Here is a 22,915-nt window from a genome sequence, read left to right as displayed (position 1 = left end):
TATTATAATAACGGAGCAAAAAAGTAAAATAGCCGTTCAATAATATGTTGCCAAATTGGGCGTTTTTTCCATTCGGATACATTGACAGGATCTGATTGTGATAAATATTTTTGCAATAGGATAGATAATGAGTTTGCAAATTCAGCATCATCAATAACCGTTGTAATTTCAAAATTAAGCCATAAACTTCGCATATCTAAATTTACCGTACCGACAAGACTAAGCTGATTATCGATTAGTACACTTTTAGTATGTAACAAGTTATCATTAAATTGATAAAGTTTGACCCCCCCATCCAATAGTTCGGAAAAGAAAGCTCGACTGGCCCATTTAACCATTAGAGAGTCATTCTTTTTTGGTACTATAATGATAACTTCTACTCCTCGCTGAGCCGCGGTAACAACAGCATGGAGTATGTCATCACTAGGAACTAAGTAAGGGGTAGTAAAAATAATTTGTTCTTGTGCAGAATAGATTGCTGTCAATAGTACTTGATGAATCATATTTTCAGTATATCCTGGCCCTGAAGCAATGAGTTGCATAATATGTTTTTTGTCTTCAGGCGGTTCTGCAAAATCTGTAATTTGTGGTAGGGCTAAATATTTACCTGTTTCTAACTCCCAATCACTGGCATATATTGCACCCATCAATGTTGTAACGGGGCCATTCATTCGTACCATGATATCGACCCATTTACCAATGTGTTTATTTTGTTTAAAAAAACGTGGATCGACAATATTCATACTACCAGTATAAGATATATAGTTATCAATGATAGCTACTTTGCGATGTTGACGTAAATCAAGTCGTCTAAACATAAAACGAAGTAAATTTACTTTAAGAGCTTCAACAATTATGATTCCCGCATCACGCATACGTTTACTTGCATTGGTTTTAATAAAGTGTCGGCTACCAGCTGAATCCACCATTAAACGACAAATTACTCCACGCTTTGTTGCTGCGATTAGTGCATTTTCAACTTCATTGGCTCTACCACCTTCATTCCAAATGTAAAATACCATTTCAATATTCGAGGTTGCTTGATTAATGTCATTAATTAAGCGATCAAATATCTCATCAGTTTCGCTCAGTAGCTCAATATGGTTGCCATTTATACCATCAAGTCCAGTCTGATGTTTACATAATTGAAATATAGGTTTGCTGACTTGACTAACTTTTGTTGTAAAAATATCAGGAAAATCTTCAAGTCTTTGAATAAATTTAGCAATAGTAGGACGCATTTGCTGAGCTCGTTTTACTCGTTGTTGTCCTAAATGTGCCTCACCGATTGCGAAATAGAGTATGATTCCAACAATAGGTAAAATATAGATAATTAACATCCATGCAATCACATAAGTTGTTGGTCTTCGTTTGAAGACAATACGTAATGTGGTTGCAACAATCAGCAACCAATATATCAGAAATATCAACGTACTAACTAATGTATGAAATGAGTATAATTGCATATTTATTAACTATTATTAAGATTTAGTTTACTAATTGGATCTTTGTTACAATCAAAATATTGAAATATTTCAGGCAATGGCTTGGGATTATTATGCTTATCAACTGAAACATAGGTAAAAACAGCATCCGTGATACGAAAACGTTGAGTTGTATCTTCTGTGTCGATTAATTTTTTAATCCAAACTTCAATAGCGATAGTCATTGATGTTCTACCTGTTTTTAGGCAATGCGCATAACAACACACGACATCTCCCACCATTGCTGGTTTATGAAAAGTAATACTGCTAGCATTAACAGTTACAACTCGGTTTTTAGCTATTTCTTTCGATAAAATTCCCCCAGCGAGATCCATCTGAGACATAATCCAACCACCAAAAATATGTCCATGAGGATTGGTATCCGAAGGCATAGCAAGTGTTCTTAGTACTAATTGTCCTTTAGGACTTTCAATATTTTGTCTCATATTTAAAGATACTCCTGCATATGCTATTTACTTTCTAGATCTTTTTTATCAATATTTTTGAAAATATAAATTCCTGAAATCAAAGATAATAACAATGATAAAATGGGTAAAATAAATACTTTAAATTTCCAAAAAAAGTTATCAGACATATAATAAGTTGCAATCAAACTGAACGTTCCACAAAGTATAAAAAAGACTATCCATATTAAATTCAGTTTATTCCAAATAATGTCATCTAATTGTAACTCTTTGCCTAACATTTTTTGAATTAAGTTTTTCTTAAATATAGATTGACTGATTAATAGAACAGATGCAAATAAAAAATTAATAATTGTTACTTTCCATTTTATGAATATCGCTTCTTTTGTGGCGAGCGTAATACCACCAAAAATCATCACCATCAAAAAGGAAATTAATTCTACTTTATCAATTTTTTTGTATAAAATCATTCCAATAACAAGTGATACACATGATGCAATCATTAATGCTTGAACACCAACAAAAATATCATACATTGTCAAAAAGACAAAAAAGACAACAAGTGGGATAAAGTTTAAAAGCTGTTTCATTTTAATTACTAACCTAACAGAAGAATTACGATAATTTGAAAAGTAAAAAAAGCCTATAAAATAGGCTTATTTTTTAGCATGAAGTTCAGGGTGTTTTTTGCAGTTACCGGAATCACAATGACCATAAAGATAAAGGCTATGAAAAGTTAATTTCACACCATATTGTTCAGCGATTTCCTTTTGCCTCGCATTGATCACTTCATCACGGAATTCAAAGACTTCACCACAATCTAAACAAATTAAATGGTCATGATGTTGTTGTGTTGCAAGTTCAAAAACTGCTTTCCCACCTTCAAAGTTATGGCGAGTGACAATCCCTGCATCATCAAATTGATTCAGCACGCGATAAACGGTAGCAAGACCGATTTCCTCTCCCATATCAAGTAACTTTTTATAAAGATCTTCTACGGTAATATGCTGGCACGAAGGGTCACGCAGCAATTCTAGTATTTTTAAACGAGGCAATGTAACCTTTAAACCCGCACTTTTCAGCGCTGCATTATTATCTCTATCATGATTTGTCATATTACATCCCAATATAGTTTAGTTGCTATAAATTGTTTATTATAAAAATGATGAACGGAAAATAAAAGAAATCATTTCAATAGATTAAATATTCATTTCTGCTTTAACTTGTTTAACCCAAGTTTGAATACGTTCTGTGGTTAATTCTGGTTGACGATCTTCATCTATAGCTAAACCAATAAAATGGTCATCATCTACTAAACCTTTAGATTCCTCAAAATTGTAGCCTTCAATTGGCCAATGCCCAACTATTTTGGCGCCATTAGGTTCAATAATATCACGTAACATGCCCATTGCACTGCAGAAAAATTCAGCGTAATCTTCTTGGTCACCACAACCAAAGATAGCAACAGTTTTTCCATTAAAATCGATTTGTTCAAGGTTAGGAAAAAAGTCTTCCCAATCAGCTTGTGGATCACCATAATACCAAGTTGAAATGCCGAAAAAAAGGTAGTCATATTTTTCTATATGCTCTTTTGTAGCGTTTCGAATATCAAAAAGATCTGCTTTATCACTCCCTAAAATGAGTTGGATTTGTTCAGCAACTTTTTCTGTATTACCTGTGTCACTACCAAAAAAAATCCCAACTTGTTTCATATTTTTACCTTTACAATTATTACGATATTAAATTAGCTTTTGAGTATATCATTGTCACTTATTATCAGCAATAATTCTCAAATACAATAAATATAAGATATTATTTACTACACAATTTATTTATCTTGCATTAGAATTGTGACTATTTTTTAATATTAACTTAAGTCATGGAATTTCTTTATGAACCTGCATGAATATCAATCCAAATCTCTTTTTAAGCAATATAATTTACCCGTGCCTGAAGGTTTTGTTTGTAACTCAATTGATGAAGTTCAAGACACGCTAGCTGAATTAGCATCAAAATCCGAGTTAGGTGCATGGGTAGCAAAATGTCAGGTTCATGCAGGTGGTCGAGGTAAGGCTGGTGGCGTAATATGCACCAATGATTTTAATCAAATAAAACTTTTTGCTGAAAAATGGTTAGGTCAGCATCTTGTGACTTATCAAACCACATCTGAAGGTCAACCAGTCAATCAAATTTTAATTGAAAAAGCTTCCAATATTCAAAAAGAACTCTACTTAGGTGCTGTGATTGATCGCAGTATTAAACGTGTCGTTATTATGGCTTCAACTGAAGGTGGGGTTGATATCGAAAGTGTTGCTGAAAAATCCCCTCATTTGATTCATAAAGTTGCGCTTGATCCATTAACTGGGCCTTGTGCGTTTCAAGGAAGAGAGTTAGCTTTTAAATTAGGATTATCTGGAAAACTTATTAATCAATTCGCTAAACTGTTTGTTAACTTTGCTACCTTATTTTTAGAAAATGATATGTCTTTAGCGGAAGTTAATCCTTTAGTTATTACCGATTCGGAAGATTTAATTTGTTTAGATGCTAAAATAGTCTTGGATGATAATGCACTATTTAAACACCCTAATTTAAATATTTTAAGAGATACAACGCAAGAAGATGTACGTGAATCAATCGCGGCTAAGCATGGAATTAGTTATGTTTCGCTAGATGGTAATATTGGTTGTTTGGTCAATGGCGCAGGTCTTGCGATGGCGACGATGGATATTATCAAGCTTTATGGTGGCCAACCAGCTAACTTCTTAGATGTTGGGGGGGGAACGACTAAAGAACGTGTTACAGAAGCCTTTAAACTCATATTATCAGATAAAAACGTCAGCGCTATTTTAGTTAATATTTTTGGTGGGATAGTCCGTTGTGATTTAATTGCTGAAGGGATTATTATTGCAATAAAAGAAATTGGTTTAACCGTTCCTGTGGTCGTCAGACTAGAAGGTAATAATGCACAATTGGCGAGAAAGATTTTAACTGAAAGTAAATTGAATGTGATGACAGCTGAAAGTTTAACTGACGCAGCACAAAAAATCGTTACTGTTGCAAAATAATAAGAAAGGTGGAGAAACGTTATTATGTCTATTTTGATTAACAAAAATACTAAGGTTATCTGTCAAGGTTTTACAGGTAGTCAAGGGACCTTTCATTCGCAACAAGCTATTGAATATGGTACTAAGCTAGTCGGGGGAGTTACTCCTGGTAAAGGAGGAACTGTCCATTTAGGATTGCCCGTTTTTAATACTGTTAAAGAAGCCGTTGATGCAACAGGAGCAACGGCAAGTGTGATTTATGTACCGGCAGCATTTGGTAAAGATTCTATACTTGAGGCTATAGAAGCAGGCATTAAATTAATTGTCTGTATTACTGAAGGCATTCCAACTTTAGATATGTTGGTTATTAAAGAAAAATTAAAAGAGACCGATGTAATAATGATAGGACCAAATTGTCCCGGTATTATTGTTCCTGATGAATGTAAGATTGGTATTATGCCTGCTCATATTCATTTAGCAGGTCATGTTGGTATCGTGTCTCGATCTGGTACACTAACTTATGAAGCGGTTAAACAAACAACAGATATTGGACTTGGTCAATCTGTTTGTATTGGTATCGGAGGGGATTCTATCCCTGGTAGTGATTTTATTTCTATTTTAGCGCTTTTAGAACAAGATCCGAAAACAAAAGCAATTGTCATGATTGGAGAAATAGGTGGCAGTGCAGAAGAAGAAGCAGCTGAATATATTAAAAAATTTGTCAGTAAGCCAGTGATTGCCTATATCGCAGGCGTATCAGCTCCTGTAGGTAAACGTATGGGGCATGCGGGTGCAATAATATCGGGTAACAAAGGAACAGCGGAAGAAAAAGTGAAAGTATTAAAAGCTGCTGGTATCACTGTTGTGAATAGTCTTACTGAAATTGGTGATGCAGTAAAAAAACAGTTTAAGTGACGTTTTTTTGACATTCATCAATTTTTATTATCAAAATATTGGTGTACAATATTTAGAAACGTAATATTTTTGTGGGCATTAGAGGAAAGGGAGCAATCATGTTAGATATAGTAGAACTATCACGCCTCCAATTTGCACTCACGGCAATGTATCATTTTATTTTTGTCCCATTGACGCTAGGACTAGCCTTTATGCTAGCGATAATGGAAACTGTATATGTTGTTAGTGGTAAGCAAGTCTGGAAGGATATGACCAAATTTTGGGGTAAGCTATTTGCAATCAACTTTGCAGTTGGTGTAGCAACTGGTTTAACAATGGAGTTTCAATTTGGCACTAACTGGTCTTATTATTCACATTACGTCGGTGATATTTTTGGCGCGCCATTAGCAATTGAAGGTTTGATGGCATTCTTCCTAGAATCAACAATGGTTGGTTTATTCTTTTTTGGTTGGGATAGACTGAGTCGAGGAAAACACCTGTTAGTGACATGGTGTGTAGCATTTGGTTCTAATTTTTCTGCTTTATGGATTCTTGTGGCTAATGGTTGGATGCAGTTCCCAATAGGTTCTGATTTCAATCCTATTAACTCACGTATGGAAATGGCAAACTTTTATGAGTTAATTACTAATTCGGTTGCACAATATAAATTTGTACATACTGTTGCCGCAGGTTATTTAACAGGTGCAATATTTGTATTAAGTATCAGTTCTTACTATTTACTTAAAAAACGTGATGTTCAGTTTGCAAAACGCTCTTTTGCTGTTGCGGCCATGTTTGGATTTATAGCTTCTATCATTGTTGCAATTATGGGTGATGAAGCTGGCCATGAAATGACAACCGTTCAACCGGCTAAACTTGCTGCTATCGAAGCGGAATGGGAAACTCAACCTGCTCCAGCATCATTTAATGTTATTGCTTTTCCTTCTCAAAAAAATAAAGAAAATTTATTTGCGATTGAAATACCATATGCGATGGGCATCATGACAACACGTTCATTAGATACTCAAGTAATAGGGTTAAAAGATATTCTGACAAGTAATGAAGCAAGAATCCGCAAAGGTATTTTAGCTTATACTAATCTGGTGAAAATTCAGCAAGGTAATCAGGATCCTGCTGTTGTTAAAGCATTTGAAGATAATAAAGCAGATTTAGGCTACGGTTACTTAGTTAAACGATTTACAGATAGAGATAATCTCACCATTTCTGAAGCGACAGAAGAGCATATTAAAGCGGCGACTGAAGATTCTATTCCAGCTGTTTGGCCTCTGTTTTGGTCATTTAGAGGCATGGTCGGTCTTGGTTTGTTAATGATTCTAGGAACAGCTTTATCGGTTTGGGTAACATATAAAAATAAAATTGGTGAAAAACGTTGGTTACATCGTATGTTAGTTTTATTTTTACCATTCCCATGGCTAGCATGTGAATGTGGTTGGTTTGTCGCAGAATATGGTCGTCAACCATGGGCAATTCAAGATATTCTTCCTACAGGTGTTGCAAATTCATCTCTAACTCCTGGTGAAGTATTATTCACGATGATATTGATTTGTGGGCTTTATACTTTGTTCTTAGTTGCTGAAATGTTTTTAATGTTTAAATTTGCTCGTTTAGGTCCTAGTTCCTTAGGTACAGGCAAATATCATTATGAAAAGACACAACCAATAACAGAATAGGACTAAGGGAGTATACACAATGATGATTGATTATGAAATTCTACGTGCTATCTGGTGGTTGCTAATAAGCGTGATATTGATTGGTTTCGTTGTCACTGATGGCTTTGATATGGGAGTAGGGATTCTACTTCCGATTATTGGCAAAACAGATACAGAACGTCGTATTATGATAAATGCGATTGCGCCACATTGGGACGGTAACCAAGTGTGGTTAATTACTGCAGGAGCGGGTATCTTTGCAGCATGGCCATTTGCTTATGCTGTTTCGTTTTCTGGTTTTTATATTGCGATGATTCTAGTGCTTTGTGCGCTATTTTTTAGACCAATTGGTTTCGATTATCGTAGTAAACTTGAAAATTCGAAATGGCGAAATTTGTGGGATGCTGGAATTTTTATTGGTAGTTTTGTTCCCGCATTGGTATTTGGTGTGGCATTTGGTAATTTATTAGAAGGTGTGCCATTTAGATTTGATGGATCTTACCGTGTCTTCTATGATGGTAACTTTTTTGGTTTATTAAATCCTTTTGCGATATTAGTCGGTATTGTTAGCTTAATGCTATTTGTTGCGCATGGTGGTGCTTGGTTACAGCTTAAAACTTCAGGTGAGCTTTATTTAAGAGCAAGAAAAGCAACACAAATATCGTGTGTAGTTTTAGTGGTTGCTTTTTTATTCGCTGGGGTATGGGTTATGTTTGGTATGCATGGTTATGAAGTTGTAACTTCTTTAGATCATTCTGCAACATCACAGCCATTAAATAAAACAGTTTCTACGGATGCATCATGGCTAAGCAATTATATGAATTGTCCAATTTTATGGATTGTGCCTGTATTGGGGATTTTACTACCTTTACTTAACATTATTTGTTCAGGTATGAATAAAAATGCATTATCGTTTATTTTATCAACGTTAACCATTGCTTGTGTTTTATTAACTTATGGAATTGCAACATTCCCGTTCATTATTCCTTCAAGCATTATGCCTAATGCAAGTTTAACTATATGGGATTCAACATCAAGTCAATTAACACTTAACATTATGTTCTTTGTTGTGCTCATATTTTTACCTATCATTTTGTTCTATACTACATGGTCGTATATCAAAATGTTTGGGCGACTTGATAAAAATCATATTGAAAATAATAAACATTCACTTTATTAAGGGATTATTATGTATTACTTTTTATGGTTTATCGGGATTATTGCAGCGGTTATGCTTTCAGCTGTTACAGGACTTTGGGTTGAAAATCATAGTGGAGATAAAGAGTCCGACAATAATCAATAAAAAAGCATGAATAATTAACTAAAGGTGACTGTTAGTCACCTTTTTCGTATTTAAGCAATTTAAAAATAGATTTTGTTACAAATGATAATTGTTTTCATTTGGCGAATTCTATATCATAGTGCAGCATAATTGATAATTCGTTATAATGACTCTCATAGAGTTTATATATATGAATGACAGTATGAAAGAATTTAATTGGAATGCCCGAGTTTATTATGAAGACACCGATGCCGGTGGGGTAGTTTATCATGCTAGATATCTTGCATTTTATGAACGTGCTAGAACTGAAATGTTAAGAGATCTTGGAATTAGCCAACATAAGTTATTGCAAGAAAATATTGCTTTTGTTGTCAAAAAGATGGATATTAACTATCACCTTCCAGCTCGTTTAGATGATTTGTTAACGGTTACATGTAAAGTAGATCAAATTCGCAAAGCATCGATTTTTTTTAAGCAAACTATTATTAATCAAGATAAGCAAGTAGTTAGTTCAGCTAATGTTATTATTGCATGTGTTGATATAAGTAAAATGAAGCCATGTGGGCTTCCTAAGTCATTAGTTTTGGAGTTTATATAAGTGGATAATCTGAATATTATTAAATTGTTTTTAAATGCGGGCCTACTCGTTCAAGGTGTTATGTTGCTTTTATTAGTATTTTCAATCATATCTTGGGCAATCATATTTCAGCGAAGTAGAGTTTTAGGTCAAGCAAAAAAACAAATTCAAGAATTTGATAATAGTTTTTGGGCTGCTGATGAGTTAAATGTTCTTTTTGAAAAAGCAAAATTAAGTAAAGAACAACTTGCTGGTACAGAACATATTTTTTATTCAGGTTTTAAAGAGTTCACTCGCTTATACCAAATCAATCCTAACATGCCAGAAGCTGCTTTAGATGGCGCATCACGTTCCATGCGGTTAGCTATGAATCGGGAACTTGATAATTTAGAGATGCATATTCCTTTTTTAGGTACAGTTGGTTCAATTAGCCCATACATCGGTTTATTCGGTACTGTATGGGGAATCATGCATGCATTTATTTCTTTAAGTGACGCTAAACAAGCGACGTTAAAATTGGTCGCTCCAGGTATTGCTGAAGCTTTGATTGCCACTGCCATCGGTTTGTTTGCAGCGATTCCTGCTGTTATGGCTTATAACCGCTTATCATTAAAAGTCAGTCGAATTGAACAAAGTTATCTTAACTTTATTGATGAATTTTCTGCTATTTTACAACGTCAAGTTGTTGCTGTTAGGAAATAATTATGCGAAGACGTTCACGTTATTCAACTAAATCTGAAATCAATATTGTACCTTTGCTGGATGTCTTGCTAGTATTAGTGCTTATTTTCATGGCAACCGCACCAATTGTGAATCAGAGTGTGGAAGTAGATTTACCTGAAGCAGCAGAATCGAAAACAGTTCCATCTTCTGATAAACCAATAATTTTAGAGGTTATCGGGATTGGCGTTTATGCACTTAGGGTAGATGATGTCCGACAAGAAAATATTACTCAAGAACAAATTATTGCAGAAGCCAAACAGCAATTGGCTTTGAATGAAAAAGCTGTATTTTTGGTTGGTGGATCTAAGGAAGTTCCCTACGATGAAATTATAAAGGCGTTGAATTTATTGCAATCTGCCGGAGTTAAATCGGTTGGATTGATGACTCAACCAATTTAATATTTAAAAATCTAAATGAAAAATGTCAGCAATGTTTAAAAAATCAAATTCAAAATTAAGTCTGGCCATAATTGTGTCTATTGTCTTGCATGTGATTTTAATCATAATTTTATGCTATAAAGTTATGCAAGATGATAGTAATAGTTACGGTGACATCAATGGTCAATCTCTGAATGCAATTATGGTTGATCCTTCTATTATGGTTGAGCAAAGACAAAGGCAATCACAAAGCCAAATCAATCAACAGCGATTAAGAGAACAAATTGACGATCAGATAAACAAACAAACTGAAGCATTACAACAAAAGCAGCTTGAACAACAACAGCTTCTAAAAAAATTGGAAATGGAGCGTTTGAAGCTTGATGAAAAAATGAAACAAGATCAACTTGAAGCAGAACGATTAGAAGCGGAAAGGAAGAAACAGGAACAGCTAGAAGCCGATCGTAAAAAAGAAGCCGAACGTATTGAGGCTGAAAGAAAGAAGCAAGAACAACTAGAAGCTGATCGTAAAAAAGAAGCAGAACGTATTGAGGCGGAAAGAAAAAAACAGGAACAGCTAGAAGCGGAACGCAAAAAAGAAGCAGAGCGTATCGAGGCGGAAAGAAAGAAGCAAGAACAGCTAGAAGCCGAACGTAAAAAAGAGGCAGAACGATTAGAAGCTGAAAAAAAAGCAGCACAAGAAAAGGCGAAAAAAGAGAAGCAATTAGCTAAGCAGAGAGCTGAGGCTGCCAAGAATGAAAAAGCAGTCAATGACCTTCTTGGCGGACTCACTTCAGGTAAACCAAGTTCATCTAATAGTCCTGCATCAAGTAAAGGTAATTCGAATGATGCAAAAAATAAATATATAAATTCGGTAAGAACAGCTATAAGTAATAAGTTTATTAATCCAAACAAACTTTATGCGGGAAAATATTGTAACCTGGAAATATTAATCGCTCCAGATGGTTTGATATTGAGTCTAAAAGTATTAGGTGGTGATGAACCATTATGTCGTGAGGCAGTTGCAGCAGCCAAGCTAGCACATATGCCGATTCCTTCCCAAGAACTTTATAATGAAGTAAAATTAATGAAAATTAATTACACTCCTAACTAATGCTAGTAAAACTTTCTTAATAACATAGTGTTATTGTCATATAAATAAATCCTCAACATCTTTAAATTAAGATGTTGAAAATGGATTAATCATCCCAATATATATTCTATTCATTCCGAATATAGTTATTTATGTAAGAGAAGGAGCAGAATATGACAACAATTGTCAGTGTCCGTCGAGAAGGTCAAGTTGTAATCGGTGGAGATGGTCAAGTCACACTAGGCGAACGTATTATCATGAAAGGGAATGCACGTAAAGTTCGTCGTTTATATAACAATAAAGTGATTGCAGGTTTTGCCGGTGGTACTGCTGATGCTTTTACACTGTTTGAGTTATTTGAGCGTAAATTAGAAATGCATCAAGGTCATTTAACCAAATCTGCTGTTGAGCTAGCAAAAGATTGGCGAACAGATAGAATGCTACGCAAATTAGAAGCTTTGCTTGCTGTTGCTGATGAAAGTGCTTCACTGATTATCACTGGTACAGGGGATGTTATTCAACCAGAAGATGATTTGATTGCTATAGGATCAGGAGGACCTTATGCACAAGCGGCTGCACGAGCCTTACTTGATAATACTTCACTATCGGCGCATGATATTGTGCAAAAATCTTTATCGATTGCTGGTGATATTTGTGTTTATACCAATAATTTCCAAACAATCGAAGAACTCAATTATTAATTTAAACTGATTTAAGAGAATTTTATTATGTCTGAAATGACCCCTCGCGAAATTGTAAGCGAATTAAACCAACATATCATAGGGCAAGATAAAGCAAAACGGTCTGTTGCAATTGCATTACGTAACCGTTGGCGCCGAATGCAACTAGATGAAGCATTACGACATGAGGTTACCCCTAAAAATATTTTGATGATAGGCCCAACTGGTGTTGGTAAAACTGAAATAGCAAGACGATTAGCAAAACTTGCTCGTGCTCCATTTATTAAAGTTGAAGCAACAAAATTTACTGAAGTAGGATATGTTGGTAAAGAAGTTGATTCAATTATCAGAGATTTGACAGATTCTGCGGTTAAGATGATTCGTCAAGAAGCGATGGAAAGAAATCGTAACCGTGCTGAAGAATTAGCAGAGGAACGTATTTTAGATGTTCTAGTGCCGCCTTCAAAAGATGGTTGGGGCCAAGTTGAAAATAATACTGATTCGACAGCAAGACAAGCATTTAGAAAAAAACTGCGTGAAGGTGCTCTTGATGATAAAGAAATCGAAATCGAAATTGCAGGAGTAAACATTGGTGTTGAGATCATGGCTCCTCCAGGTATGGAAGAAATGACAAGCCAACTGCAATCTATGTTTCAAAACTTAGGTGGACAAAAAACGAAACCACGCAAGATGAAAATCAAAGATGCATTCAAACAGTTGATTGAAGAGGAAGCGGCTAAATTAGTTAACCCTGAAGATCTTAAACATGAAGCCATTGAAGCTGTTGAACAAAATGGTATAGTGTTTATTGATGAAATTGATAAAGTCTGTAAACGAGGTAATTCATCGGGTCCAGATGTTTCACGTGAAGGTGTACAGCGTGATTTATTACCACTTGTTGAAGGATGTACTGTTTCAACTAAACATGGCGCAGTGAAAACCGACCATATTTTATTTATTGCTTCGGGTGCTTTCCAAACAGCTAATCCATCTGATTTAATTCCTGAACTTCAAGGTCGGTTACCAATAAGAGTTGAACTGCAAGCACTAACAAGTGAAGATTTTGAGCGCATATTAACTGAACCGAATGCTTCACTAACTGTACAATATAAGGCTCTTATGGCAACAGAAGGAGTTAACATTGATTTTACGGCAGATGGTATTCGTAAAATTGCGGAATCTGCTTGGCAAGTTAATGAACAAAATGAAAATATTGGTGCTCGTCGTTTACATACCGTATTAGAACGCTTAATGGAAGAAGTATCATTTGAAGCGAGTGAACTTGGTGGTCAAACGATTACTATTGATGCTAAGTATGTAGGTGATCATCTTGATAAACTTGTTGCTGATGAAGATCTTAGCAAGTTTATTTTATAATTATTTATATTAAATATAAAAAAAGGTGAGGTATCCTCACCTTTTTTCATTTTTGCTATTATCTAATTTTAAAACTAATCATATTTTAGCGATATTGTTGGTTATTTCTTTAACAATTCGCTTAATATATTAGCCGCTTTTTGCCGTGATTTAGACTTAAAGTTATTATCATCTTTGTCTTTGTCTTTGTCTTTGTCTTTGTCTTTGTCTTTGTCTTTGTCGTTATCTTTTGAATTTCGTTTTTCAATTTTTTCTCGAAGTTTTTCAAGTCCATGCTGTAATTTGTCATTTAGTACATCTTTAAATACTTGATTAAGATCTATCTGATAATGAAGTTTAGTAAATTGACCATAAATACGTAGTGGAATAGTCATTTGTTGCAATTTAGCAATGGTATCACTTTTGCCATTCCAACCATCTAACATTTTAATATTTAGATTCACATCAATATCTTTTTGTAACATACCAACTCTTCCTGAACCGTTAATAATATCAATTGTTTCAGAATCAGCAGTTAAGGTGGTAAGTTCTAAATTACCATTATTTAAGTTAGCTTTAGCTTCAATTGTATGGAATTCAGTATATTTATTTTGATTTTCCGGCGTTAAAACATCCTTAGAATATTTAGCTGCGGCAGCATTAATAATGTTTTGGATATTAATATTATCAAGTTTTGCATTAGCTATATTGATAGCAAGATTTCCATGTAAGTTTTCTAATAACTTATTGGCTTTAATTGTATTGATCTCTAATTGGCCTGAAGCATTAAAGCGTCCAACTAAATCTTTAGCTGTATCAATCTGATTAAAAAAGTTATTTAAATCAACATTGTTAATTTTAGTGTTGAGCTTGATTAGAGTATTTTTTTGTTTGCCATTAGCGACCCCATTGGTGGTTACCGTGCCATCAGCAAAGTCAAAATTGATAGCCTTAATTGTTGCAACACCATCATTGTTTTGTAAATCAGCATAAACATTATTTAATACCATTTTGTTAGCGATTAATTGCTTAATATTTAATTTAAGATTGGCATCAAAAGCATTAAGAAAGGTAAGTTCGTTTGTTGATTTGTTAACGCTTGATACAACAGGTGTTGTTTGTTGTGGGTTAATGTTCGTATTTTCTTTAGATTTTTCTTTATTTGAAATAAATGTATTAACGTTTAACTTGTCAGAATTAAGATTTAATTCTAAAGAAGGTTTAGTATTTAGGTTTACATTTACATTACCTGTAAAAATATTATCATTAATTGAAAAAATTAAATTTTGTGTGTTTATGCTTTGTGGATTTTTTTGATAATTAATAATTCCTTTCAAATTACCCACTAACTCATCATTAGGAATGCCGATTCCTTTGAGTGTGTAGTCAAATTTTTTTAAATCAATTTTTGCAATATTTGGAAATTGAGTTAAATCAATGTCAGCAATGGCGGAATAATATAAATCCTGCTGATTTCGGTCAATATTGCCTTTAATATCAACTGAAAGATATTTTTCGCTATTTTGTTGAACTATTAGGTTAAGATTTCTGAAGTTAATTAATGTATCTTTGTTCTGAAAAACCAAAGTACTATCTGCAACTTCAAATTTGTTTAATGTGAATTTCCAGCTAGATTTTTCTTTTTCTTCATTTTGTTGCGATTTATCTTCAGTATTTGGTACTGGTTGTTTTGCGGTGCTATTACTTTCTTTACTTTTTGCTACTTGACCTTTACTGTCATCAGTAACATTGATAACGGCTGATTTAACAAATACATTTTTGACAACTATTTTTTTAGAAAATAATGGAAATAGCTCTACATCAAGTCGCATATTATCAGCGGTCAAAATTGGTTTTTGAGCACCTGTATCGGTTAATTTAACTGAATCAGTTAATATACTGACTTGTGGCCAGATGTGCCAACGTAAATCACCTTCAATAGATAATTCATATCCTGTTTTATCTCTCACTTTATCAGAGATAAATCCACGGAAATTGTTAGGATCAACAAAAACAATAAGTGAGACGATCCCTATAGCAATTATAAAAATTAAAATTAAAAAAGTAACCAATATTTTTTTTATCATATTAGTGTTCCTATATTATAGTTGTAAACTGATTTAGTCTTTATCGATACGGCTGGCAACTGCGCCATGTTGGTCTTTATATTTTGCATCTTGTCGACGATTATAAGGTCTTGCTGCAGGTCCTGTTAAAGTTTCAAAACTTAAGGCACCAATAGTCATACCTGGTTTTAACGCTAACGGGATTTTACCTGAATTATAAAATTCTAATACAATTTGACCTTGCCAGCCTGGATCGATACGGTGTGCAGTGACATGGACCATTAGCCCAAGTCTGGCTAGGGAAGAACGTCCATCTAGCCAGCCCACTAAATCATCAGGAATGGTGACTGATTCTAATGTGACCGCTAAAGCAAGTTCTCCGGGATGAAGATAAAACACATCACCTTCAGGTAGTACCATTTCTTCACTCATTACTCGTTCTAATGTTGCAGAAACTTCTTCTTTGGGACCACTTAGATCAATAAAAGGGGTTGTATGTTCTCGGAAAGTCCGAAATTGATTACCTAATCTAACATCAACAGTCGCACCATTAATACAATTCGATGCCGGTTGAGGTGTAATTTTTAATTTACCATTTTGTAAATATGCTTCAATATCTCGATCGCATAATCTCATGAGTTATCCTTAATTGAGCCGCTCTATCCTTATTTTAACAGTTTCTTTTAATCACGTCGATGCTATAGATCTAGGGTTTAATTACCCAAGCACGACCAAAATGGTTGTAGAAACCAGCTAATTGACCTGATGCTTCACCAATACCAAGGTAAAGGTCGAAATGTTGGCCTTTTATTGCTCCCCCCACATCAAGGGCTACCATTAGGCGAGTTTCTCTCCTACCACGGTATTGACCATCATTATCCAGAAGCGGAACATCCACTAAAACCACGGAACCTAGCGGAACAAGAGATTTATCTGAAGCAATAGCTGCATTAGCAATCAATGGTACAGCGGCAGCACCCTTGACTTCAGCATTATGTTTTGGGTTAAAAAACACAAATGAACGGTTTTGTATGAGCAATTCTTTCAGTTGTTTTTCATTTTTATTTTTGGCCCAATCTTTAATGGCTTGTATTGATATTTTTTCTTTTTCAATTTCACCTTGTTCAACTAAAATCCGACCGATACTTGAATAACCATGACCATTTTTACCGCCATAACCGAAGAATACTAAAGGGGTTCCATCTTCAAAATCGATATATGCACTTCCTTGTACTTCCATAATAAAATTGTCCATCAAGGAATTACTATAAGCGATTTCAAGCCCTTTTCCTGATAAAGCACCTTTGTATATTTGTTCCCGGTTAGGCAACTTTCGTTTTACATGTGTCGGCATTTTATAAATAGGGTACTTAAATTTGGCGTCAGGCTTGTGCCTAGCTTTGATTACAGGGGTATAATATCCAGTTAAATGGACATTACCATATCCATCTTGTCCTGCCATTTCGTAACTGTTTAAGCCAACTTTATCAAATTCATTGGATCCTAATAAGCGATTTATCCAATCATCGATAGCTTTATAGATATGTTCATTTTGGCTATATAAAACTGGTGATGCAGTTCTAATTTTATCTACTTGTACAATATAATCCGTAATATTTACGGGTGTATCTAAATCAGGATAACTAATATTTAATGGTTGTTTAAATTTCCCGTCCTTATATTGTTGACCTTGTTTGGTTGAGTTATTTTGGCAACCTGAGATTAAAGTTGAAATAAAAAAAACAAATAACAAGTAAATCCGATAATGTTTGATAATTTCTTTCATCTTATTAATTATAATGATTTTAAAACAGTGATTGTTATGCTACACAATTCTATTATAAGAAACTACTGATAATTTGTAACTTGCCATAAAAAGTTTTAATTATATTTCAACTTGAGATTTAATGATATAGACTTTATAGTCCTATATTCCTGATAAAATTAAAAGCTACGACATAAAAGGTAAGAATAGCGATGAGCATTACATCCTCAAACAATGATCTAAAAAGAAATCTCTCTAATCGTCATATTCAATTGATTGCAATTAGTGGTGCAATTGGAACTGGGTTATTTATGGGGTCAGGTAAAACCATTAGTCTTGCTGGTCCTTCAATTATTTTAGTATATATGATTATTGGATTTATGTTATTTTTTGTAATGCGAGCAATGGGAGAAATTCTGTTGTCAAATTTGGAGTACAAGTCCTTTAGTGATTTTTCCAATGATTTATTAGGGCCTTGGGCAGGTTTTTTTACAGGTTGGACATATTGGTTTTGTTGGGTGATAACAGGAATTGCAGACGTTGTTGCAATTGCCAGTTATGCACAACATTGGTTTCCTGATTTACCCGCTTGGATACCGATGTTATTAACTGTTGTTTTACTTTCGGTATTAAATTTATTGACAGTAAAAATGTTTGGTGAGACAGAGTTTTGGATGTCAATGATTAAAATTGCTGCAATTGTTGCGTTAATTATAATTGGACTTGTATTGATTTTTACTTCTTTTCATTCAGATTTGACAAATAGTACCGCTGGATTTTCTAACCTATGGGAATATGGTGGCTTTTTTCCAAATGGCACCATGGGGTTTTTTGCTGGTTTTCAGATTGCAATTTTTGCTTTTGTAGGTATTGAGCTTGTGGGTACCACCGCTGCCGAAACGGTCAATCCTAATAAAAATTTACCCAATGCAATTAATTCTGTTCCTGCCCGTATTATCTTTTTCTATGTATTTGCATTAATTATTATCATGAGTGTAACACCTTGGACTTTGATTTCTCCTGATAAAAGTCCTTTTGTAGAATTGTTTACTATGATTGGATTACCTGCTGCCGCTAGTATTATCAACTTTGTGGTACTGACTTCGGCTGCTTCATCAGCTAACAGTGGCGTCTATTCAACCAGTCGTATGCTATTTGGGTTGGCTAAAAAACAAGATGCACCTGAACCGTTTGGTAAATTATCGAAACGTTCCGTTCCGGCTAATGGTCTATTATTTTCATGCAGTTGCTTATTTGGTGGTGTCGTTCTGATCTATACTGTACCAAATGTGATTGAAGCTTTTACTATAGTTACAACCATATCGGCTATTTTATTTATGTTTATATGGTCTATGATTCTGATTTCATATATTGCTTATCGTCATAAAAAAGCTAATCTACATCAGCAATCTCAATTTAAAATGCCAGGCGGAATTTTGATGTGTTATGTTAGTCTAGCCTTTTTCATATTTGTCCTTGTGCTACTGACATTCCAAGATGATACACGTCATGCATTAATTGCAACACCTATTTGGTTTATTATTTTAGGTATAAGCTATTTTATTCGTTCACGAAAAAGAACTGAATAAACTCTACTAATTAAGGCAGGGGCAATCCCTGCTAACTTTTTGTAGTCAGTTAGATCTTAAGGTCGATATCGTTTATATATATTAAATATATTCGATTAAAATAATGAGCTTTTTCTACAAATCAATAGTGTTTGTATTGAAAAAAGGAAAGCCATTAAGGTGATTATTTTATTGTAACTTGTTTATTGAGTTGATTAATTCTCTTACATATTAAAGTTTGTTTGCTTTTAAACTATTTTAGTACAAAAAGTGATAGTTTAAAGATTGATAGCTTTACTAAAAAACGATATATTTATAACCCTATTTTATCTATTTAATTTAAATCTTTTTGAGTCAATTTTGATGAAAAATTTCAGATCTATTAGTCTGTTTTTTATTGCTTTTTTTTCAAGTTTATTACAAGCCCAATCTGTTGAACCTTACGTGTCTTCATTACCAAAGGGCAGTGACTTGTCAATTTTAGTTCAATCCGTAGGCAAAAAACCCAAGACATTAGCTAAATATAAGAGTGATCAGTTTAAACAGCCTGCAAGTGTGCAAAAAGTAATTACTGCACTTGCTGCACAACTAGAATTAGGCAGCGATTTTCAATTTGAAACTCGAATGCTAACTAATGGTTCAATCAAGAACAAGCAGCTTAATGGGGATTTGATTGTTCAATTGAGTGGCGATCCTAGCTTTACTCGTGAACGTTTGAAAAGTATGTTAGCAACTTTACATCAAAAAGGTATTGAAAAAATTTCGGGCAAAGTGATTTTAGATACTTCTATTTTCACGGGCCATGATAAGGCAGAAGGTTGGTCTTGGAATAATCTAACAGCTTGTTACAATGCTCCACCTTCAGCTGCAATTATTGATGATAATTGTTTTTATGCGACTATTACGCCTGGAAAAATCGGTAATAAAGCATCTGTATCTGGACCAACTAATATTCCTGTCACAGTGACGGGTAATGTACGTACCATTGCCAAAAATAGTAAAGATTTAAGTGACAAATATTGTGAACTTGACGCAAGTTATTCTGAAAAAAATCGCTACTATTTATCAGGTTGTATTCCTGCCAGTTCTGATAAAGCCTCATTAAAATTTGCGGTTTTAAATGGTGTTGATTATTTTTCTGCTATTTTAAAACGGGAGCTTAAACAACAGAATATTTCTTACACAGGTACGATTACAGAGCGCAATCAAAAAACAGCGGCTAAATTAACATTATTAACTTCGAGTAAGTCAGCTCCACTTTCGGAACTGTTAACTATTATGCTCAAAAAATCAAATAATTTATATGCGGATACAATTTTTAGAACGCTGGGCGCTCATCATTTTAATATCCAAGGTACATGGCGAAATAGTCGTGATGCGGTTAGACAAATTTTACGAACTAAAGCTGGAATAAATTTAGAGAATGTTGTTATTGCTGATGGTTCGGGATTATCGCGATTAAATTTAGTGAGTGCTGATAAAATAATGGAAATTTTACAATATATATCGGCCCATGATACCGAACTTGAAATTATTGAAAAACTACCAATTTCAGGAACTGATGGTACATTGCAGAATCGAAAAAGTTTTAATCAACCACCATTCAAAGAAGCAATACGAGCTAAAACAGGGTATATTCAAGGGAGTTATAATTTAGCCGGCTTTATTGAAAAATCAGATGGTGGTTATATTGCTTTTGTTCAATTACTTTCGGGATATCATCCAGAAAGAAGAGATGAACCCAAAAATAGTGCAATAATGCGATTTGAATCTGAATTTTATAAAAATTTTATTCAGTAATGAATTGTTTGTACATGCTTTAGTTTAAAAGCATGTACACAATTTTATTCAATAAATATTATAAATTATCAGGTAAAAAACCACCACTTTGATGTTTCCAAAGTTGAGCATATAACCCATTTTTATCTAATAATTCTTGATGTGTGCCTTGCTCTATTATTTTTCCTTGATCAAGTACGATTAATCTGTCCATCGCTGCAATTGTTGATAATCGATGTGCAATAGCAATAACAGTTTTACCTTCCATCAATGTATAAAGACTTTCTTGAATGGCTTGCTCAATTTCAGAGTCTAATGCACTTGTTGCTTCATCCAATAATAATATCGGTGCATTTTTTAAAATAACCCTAGCTATTGCTATTCGTTGTCTTTGTCCACCAGATAATTTTATACCCCGTTCACCAACAAAGGCATCGTAACCAGTTCTACCGCTTGCATCAATTAAAGTTTGAATAAACTTATCTGCATGAGCTTTTTTAGCTGCATTAATCATTTCTTCTTCAGTAGCTTGATTATTACCATAGAGTAAATTTTCACGAACTGTCCTGTGTAACAATGAGGTATCTTGTGTCACCATTCCAATTTGAGCTCGCAGACTCTCTTGACTAATTTCTGTAATATCTTGCCCATCAATAATTATTTTTCCATTTTGCAAATCGTAGAATCGTAACAATAAGTTAATCAGTGTTGATTTACCCGCACCAGAACGCCCAACAAGTCCTATTTTTTCACCGGATTTGATTGTTAAATTTAAATCCTCAATAATTGTATTGCCGATTTTTTCATCATAGGTGAAATGTATATTTTGGAATTCAATTTTTCCTTGCGTTATCACAAGATCTTTTGCATTTGGTTTATCCACATTTGTTTTTGCGGTTGAGAAGGTATTGATACCATCTTTTACAACACCAATGTTTTCGAATAAAGCTGCCATTTCCCACATAATCCAATGGGATAGACCATTTAATCGAAGTGCTACTGCCGTGGTGGTTGCAATTGCGCCAATTCCCACTAATTGATTTGACCACAACCATAATGCAATGCCGGTTGTTGATAATATTAATAAAATTGATAATAGATGATTTACAATCTCAAAACTACTTACCAAACGCATTTGTTTGTTGACTGTCGTTAAAAACTCATCCATTGATTCTTGTGCATATTTGGCTTCATTGCCTGCATGCGAAAACAGTTTAACTGTCATAATATTTGTGTACGCATCTGTCACTCGTCCGGTCATCGTCGAGCGTGCATCAGCTTGCATACTGGCAACTTTACTTAAACGAGGAATAAAATAATACATAGCTAAAGCATAAATGATGCACCAGCCAATAAAAGGGAGAAGTAACCATGGATCTAACTGTCCAATTATTGCCGCCATCGTAATAAACGAAATAAGAACAAAGATTAAAATATCGGCAACTAAAAAACAGGTATCTCTAACAGCAAGCGCTGTTTGCATAACTTTAGCTGATATTCTTCCTGCAAATTCATCTTGAAAAAAACGCATGCTTTGATTAAGGACTAAACGGTGAAAATTCCAGCGCATTCTCATAGGAAAGTTACCGGCTAAACATTGATGTTTTATAATTGTTTGCAAAGCAATAATCAAAGTACTCGATAAAATAATAAGAGTTAATAATAATAAAGTTGTTTTTTCTTTCTGCCATAGCTGATTAGGTTCAACAACAGCTAGCCAATCAACAACTTTACCAAGTGCTGCAAATAAAAAAGCTTCAAACGCTCCACTTAGTGCACTAAATATCACCAGTAATAACATAAATAATCGAGTGCCTTTTGTGGACTGCCATATAAAATTTAAAAAACCTTTTGCTGCTGGCTGTGGTTCACTTTTAGGATAAGGTGACACCAATTTTTCAAAAAATCGATACATAGTAGACCTAATTGTTCTTAAAATTGCGCATTGAATTTAGTCAATAATATTAAATATGAGAATTGAAGTTGATCACTTTAGAATAGAATATTTTTGTATTTAAAGCGGTATTGATAATTGAATAAAAAACATTTGATATTTCACCTATTCTTACTAAAGAAATGTACTAAAAAGAAGTAGTAAGGGAGAAAAATTTTATTGCTCTCCCTTATTTTAC

Annotated in this window: 22 protein-coding genes; 13 read left to right on the top strand and 9 right to left on the bottom strand. The window is 34.0% G+C overall.

Annotated elements, in window-relative coordinates; all coding sequences use genetic code 11:
• Window positions 1–2: 2 nt before the first annotated feature.
• The 5 genes from cls to fldA form a co-directional block, all read right to left on the bottom strand.
• Window positions 3–1,466: a cardiolipin synthase gene (gene cls, locus ACKJXD_RS02005; RefSeq protein WP_294827296.1), complete on the bottom strand. Its 1,464-nt coding sequence runs from the start codon at window positions 1,464–1,466 to the stop codon at window positions 3–5.
• A gap of 5 nt (window positions 1,467–1,471) precedes the next feature.
• Window positions 1,472–1,930: an acyl-CoA thioester hydrolase YciA gene (gene yciA / locus ACKJXD_RS02000; protein WP_220215559.1), complete on the bottom strand. Its 459-nt coding sequence runs from the start codon at window positions 1,928–1,930 to the stop codon at window positions 1,472–1,474.
• A gap of 23 nt (window positions 1,931–1,953) precedes the next feature.
• Window positions 1,954–2,499 (bottom strand): septation protein A, encoded by a 546-nt coding sequence (locus ACKJXD_RS01995; protein WP_294827293.1) that lies wholly within the window; start codon window positions 2,497–2,499, stop codon window positions 1,954–1,956.
• Between the two features lie 66 nt (window positions 2,500–2,565).
• Window positions 2,566–3,024, bottom strand: a complete 459-nt coding sequence (fur, locus tag ACKJXD_RS01990) for a ferric iron uptake transcriptional regulator (protein WP_294827290.1) — start codon at window positions 3,022–3,024, stop codon at window positions 2,566–2,568.
• Between the two features lie 84 nt (window positions 3,025–3,108).
• Window positions 3,109–3,621, bottom strand: coding sequence for a flavodoxin FldA (gene fldA, locus ACKJXD_RS01985; RefSeq protein WP_220215556.1), 513 nt, complete (start codon window positions 3,619–3,621; stop codon window positions 3,109–3,111).
• Window positions 3,622–3,801: 180 nt separating this feature from the next.
• Between fldA and sucC the strand changes: the two genes are divergently transcribed.
• From sucC to hslU, 11 genes are all read left to right on the top strand, one after another.
• Window positions 3,802–4,974 carry an ADP-forming succinate--CoA ligase subunit beta gene (gene sucC / locus ACKJXD_RS01980; RefSeq protein WP_294827286.1) on the top strand — a complete coding sequence of 391 codons (1,173 nt, stop codon included), beginning with the start codon at window positions 3,802–3,804 and terminating at the stop codon, window positions 4,972–4,974.
• 24 nt (window positions 4,975–4,998) lie between these two features.
• Entirely contained in the window at window positions 4,999–5,868 is an 870-nt protein-coding gene (gene sucD / locus ACKJXD_RS01975) for a succinate--CoA ligase subunit alpha (protein ID WP_430875357.1), read from the top strand.
• Window positions 5,869–5,966: 98 nt separating this feature from the next.
• Complete coding sequence (locus ACKJXD_RS01970; protein ID WP_220215553.1) at window positions 5,967–7,538, top strand: cytochrome ubiquinol oxidase subunit I; 1,572 nt, start codon at window positions 5,967–5,969, stop codon at window positions 7,536–7,538.
• 22 nt (window positions 7,539–7,560) lie between these two features.
• Window positions 7,561–8,697 carry a cytochrome d ubiquinol oxidase subunit II gene (gene cydB, locus ACKJXD_RS01965; protein WP_220217300.1) on the top strand — a complete coding sequence of 379 codons (1,137 nt, stop codon included), beginning with the start codon at window positions 7,561–7,563 and terminating at the stop codon, window positions 8,695–8,697.
• Between the two features lie 9 nt (window positions 8,698–8,706).
• Window positions 8,707–8,820 carry a cytochrome bd oxidase small subunit, CydX/CbdX family gene (locus ACKJXD_RS01960; RefSeq protein ID WP_220215552.1) on the top strand — a complete coding sequence of 38 codons (114 nt, stop codon included), beginning with the start codon at window positions 8,707–8,709 and terminating at the stop codon, window positions 8,818–8,820.
• 169 nt (window positions 8,821–8,989) lie between these two features.
• Window positions 8,990–9,397, top strand: coding sequence for a tol-pal system-associated acyl-CoA thioesterase (ybgC, locus tag ACKJXD_RS01955; protein WP_220215551.1), 408 nt, complete (start codon window positions 8,990–8,992; stop codon window positions 9,395–9,397).
• Window positions 9,398–10,078, top strand: a complete 681-nt coding sequence (tolQ, locus tag ACKJXD_RS01950) for a protein TolQ (RefSeq protein WP_220215550.1) — start codon at window positions 9,398–9,400, stop codon at window positions 10,076–10,078.
• 2 nt (window positions 10,079–10,080) lie between these two features.
• On the top strand, window positions 10,081–10,497 hold the full coding sequence (gene tolR / locus ACKJXD_RS01945) for a colicin uptake protein TolR (RefSeq protein ID WP_220215549.1): 417 nt from the start codon (window positions 10,081–10,083) through the stop codon (window positions 10,495–10,497).
• A 31-nt stretch (window positions 10,498–10,528) separates the two neighbouring features.
• Window positions 10,529–11,590: a cell envelope integrity protein TolA gene (tolA, locus tag ACKJXD_RS01940; protein ID WP_430875356.1), complete on the top strand. Its 1,062-nt coding sequence runs from the start codon at window positions 10,529–10,531 to the stop codon at window positions 11,588–11,590.
• Window positions 11,591–11,742: 152 nt separating this feature from the next.
• Window positions 11,743–12,270, top strand: a complete 528-nt coding sequence (gene hslV, locus ACKJXD_RS01935; RefSeq protein WP_065556332.1) for an ATP-dependent protease subunit HslV — start codon at window positions 11,743–11,745, stop codon at window positions 12,268–12,270.
• 27 nt (window positions 12,271–12,297) lie between these two features.
• Entirely contained in the window at window positions 12,298–13,626 is a 1,329-nt protein-coding gene (gene hslU, locus ACKJXD_RS01930; RefSeq protein WP_255556762.1) for an HslU--HslV peptidase ATPase subunit, read from the top strand.
• 101 nt (window positions 13,627–13,727) lie between these two features.
• Here the strand turns inward: hslU and asmA are convergent, their stop codons facing one another.
• The 3 genes from asmA to mltA all read right to left on the bottom strand — a co-directional run bounded on the left by asmA (window position 13,728) and on the right by mltA (window position 17,457).
• Complete coding sequence (gene asmA, locus ACKJXD_RS01925; RefSeq protein ID WP_294827268.1) at window positions 13,728–15,692, bottom strand: outer membrane assembly protein AsmA; 1,965 nt, start codon at window positions 15,690–15,692, stop codon at window positions 13,728–13,730.
• A gap of 33 nt (window positions 15,693–15,725) precedes the next feature.
• Window positions 15,726–16,307, bottom strand: coding sequence for a dCTP deaminase (gene dcd, locus ACKJXD_RS01920; RefSeq protein ID WP_220215546.1), 582 nt, complete (start codon window positions 16,305–16,307; stop codon window positions 15,726–15,728).
• Between the two features lie 70 nt (window positions 16,308–16,377).
• Entirely contained in the window at window positions 16,378–17,457 is a 1,080-nt protein-coding gene (gene mltA, locus ACKJXD_RS01915) for a murein transglycosylase A (protein ID WP_294827263.1), read from the bottom strand.
• A gap of 191 nt (window positions 17,458–17,648) precedes the next feature.
• Here mltA and cycA point away from each other — a divergent pair, with 191 nt between their 5' ends.
• Window positions 17,649–19,025, top strand: coding sequence for a D-serine/D-alanine/glycine transporter (gene cycA, locus ACKJXD_RS01910; RefSeq protein WP_220215544.1), 1,377 nt, complete (start codon window positions 17,649–17,651; stop codon window positions 19,023–19,025).
• 342 nt (window positions 19,026–19,367) lie between these two features.
• Complete coding sequence (gene dacB / locus ACKJXD_RS01905; RefSeq protein WP_430875355.1) at window positions 19,368–20,804, top strand: serine-type D-Ala-D-Ala carboxypeptidase; 1,437 nt, start codon at window positions 19,368–19,370, stop codon at window positions 20,802–20,804.
• 58 nt (window positions 20,805–20,862) lie between these two features.
• Here the strand turns inward: dacB and ACKJXD_RS01900 are convergent, their stop codons facing one another.
• Window positions 20,863–22,698 carry an ABC transporter ATP-binding protein gene (locus tag ACKJXD_RS01900; RefSeq protein WP_220215542.1) on the bottom strand — a complete coding sequence of 612 codons (1,836 nt, stop codon included), beginning with the start codon at window positions 22,696–22,698 and terminating at the stop codon, window positions 20,863–20,865.
• Window positions 22,699–22,915 lie beyond the last annotated feature (217 nt).

This window comes from Gilliamella sp. G0441 (assembly GCF_050589305.1).
In the GTDB taxonomy this organism is placed as follows: Bacteria; Pseudomonadota; Gammaproteobacteria; order Enterobacterales; family Orbaceae; genus Gilliamella.
The sequence above is the reverse complement of the archived record's forward strand: the minus strand, read 5'-3'. Positions and strand labels throughout refer to the sequence as shown.

Excerpts from the sequence above, each read along its gene's own strand:
- cls (WP_294827296.1), bottom strand. The coding sequence starts at position 1,466 with ATGCAATTATACTCATTTCATACATTAGTTAGTACGTTGATATTTCTG.
- yciA (WP_220215559.1), bottom strand. The coding sequence starts at position 1,930 with ATGAGACAAAATATTGAAAGTCCTAAAGGACAATTAGTACTAAGAACA.
- ACKJXD_RS01995 (WP_294827293.1), bottom strand. The coding sequence starts at position 2,499 with ATGAAACAGCTTTTAAACTTTATCCCACTTGTTGTCTTTTTTGTCTTT.
- fur (WP_294827290.1), bottom strand. The coding sequence starts at position 3,024 with ATGACAAATCATGATAGAGATAATAATGCAGCGCTGAAAAGTGCGGGT.
- fldA (WP_220215556.1), bottom strand. The coding sequence starts at position 3,621 with ATGAAACAAGTTGGGATTTTTTTTGGTAGTGACACAGGTAATACAGAA.
- sucC (WP_294827286.1), top strand. The coding sequence starts at position 3,802 with ATGAACCTGCATGAATATCAATCCAAATCTCTTTTTAAGCAATATAAT.
- sucD (WP_430875357.1), top strand. The coding sequence starts at position 4,999 with ATGTCTATTTTGATTAACAAAAATACTAAGGTTATCTGTCAAGGTTTT.
- ACKJXD_RS01970 (WP_220215553.1), top strand. The coding sequence starts at position 5,967 with ATGTTAGATATAGTAGAACTATCACGCCTCCAATTTGCACTCACGGCA.
- cydB (WP_220217300.1), top strand. The coding sequence starts at position 7,561 with ATGATTGATTATGAAATTCTACGTGCTATCTGGTGGTTGCTAATAAGC.
- ACKJXD_RS01960 (WP_220215552.1), top strand. The coding sequence starts at position 8,707 with ATGTATTACTTTTTATGGTTTATCGGGATTATTGCAGCGGTTATGCTT.
- ybgC (WP_220215551.1), top strand. The coding sequence starts at position 8,990 with ATGAATGACAGTATGAAAGAATTTAATTGGAATGCCCGAGTTTATTAT.
- tolR (WP_220215549.1), top strand. The coding sequence starts at position 10,081 with ATGCGAAGACGTTCACGTTATTCAACTAAATCTGAAATCAATATTGTA.
- tolA (WP_430875356.1), top strand. The coding sequence starts at position 10,529 with ATGTTTAAAAAATCAAATTCAAAATTAAGTCTGGCCATAATTGTGTCT.
- hslV (WP_065556332.1), top strand. The coding sequence starts at position 11,743 with ATGACAACAATTGTCAGTGTCCGTCGAGAAGGTCAAGTTGTAATCGGT.
- hslU (WP_255556762.1), top strand. The coding sequence starts at position 12,298 with ATGTCTGAAATGACCCCTCGCGAAATTGTAAGCGAATTAAACCAACAT.
- asmA (WP_294827268.1), bottom strand. The coding sequence starts at position 15,692 with ATGATAAAAAAAATATTGGTTACTTTTTTAATTTTAATTTTTATAATT.
- dcd (WP_220215546.1), bottom strand. The coding sequence starts at position 16,307 with ATGAGATTATGCGATCGAGATATTGAAGCATATTTACAAAATGGTAAA.
- mltA (WP_294827263.1), bottom strand. The coding sequence starts at position 17,457 with ATGAAAGAAATTATCAAACATTATCGGATTTACTTGTTATTTGTTTTT.
- cycA (WP_220215544.1), top strand. The coding sequence starts at position 17,649 with ATGAGCATTACATCCTCAAACAATGATCTAAAAAGAAATCTCTCTAAT.
- dacB (WP_430875355.1), top strand. The coding sequence starts at position 19,368 with ATGAAAAATTTCAGATCTATTAGTCTGTTTTTTATTGCTTTTTTTTCA.
- ACKJXD_RS01900 (WP_220215542.1), bottom strand. The coding sequence starts at position 22,698 with ATGTATCGATTTTTTGAAAAATTGGTGTCACCTTATCCTAAAAGTGAA.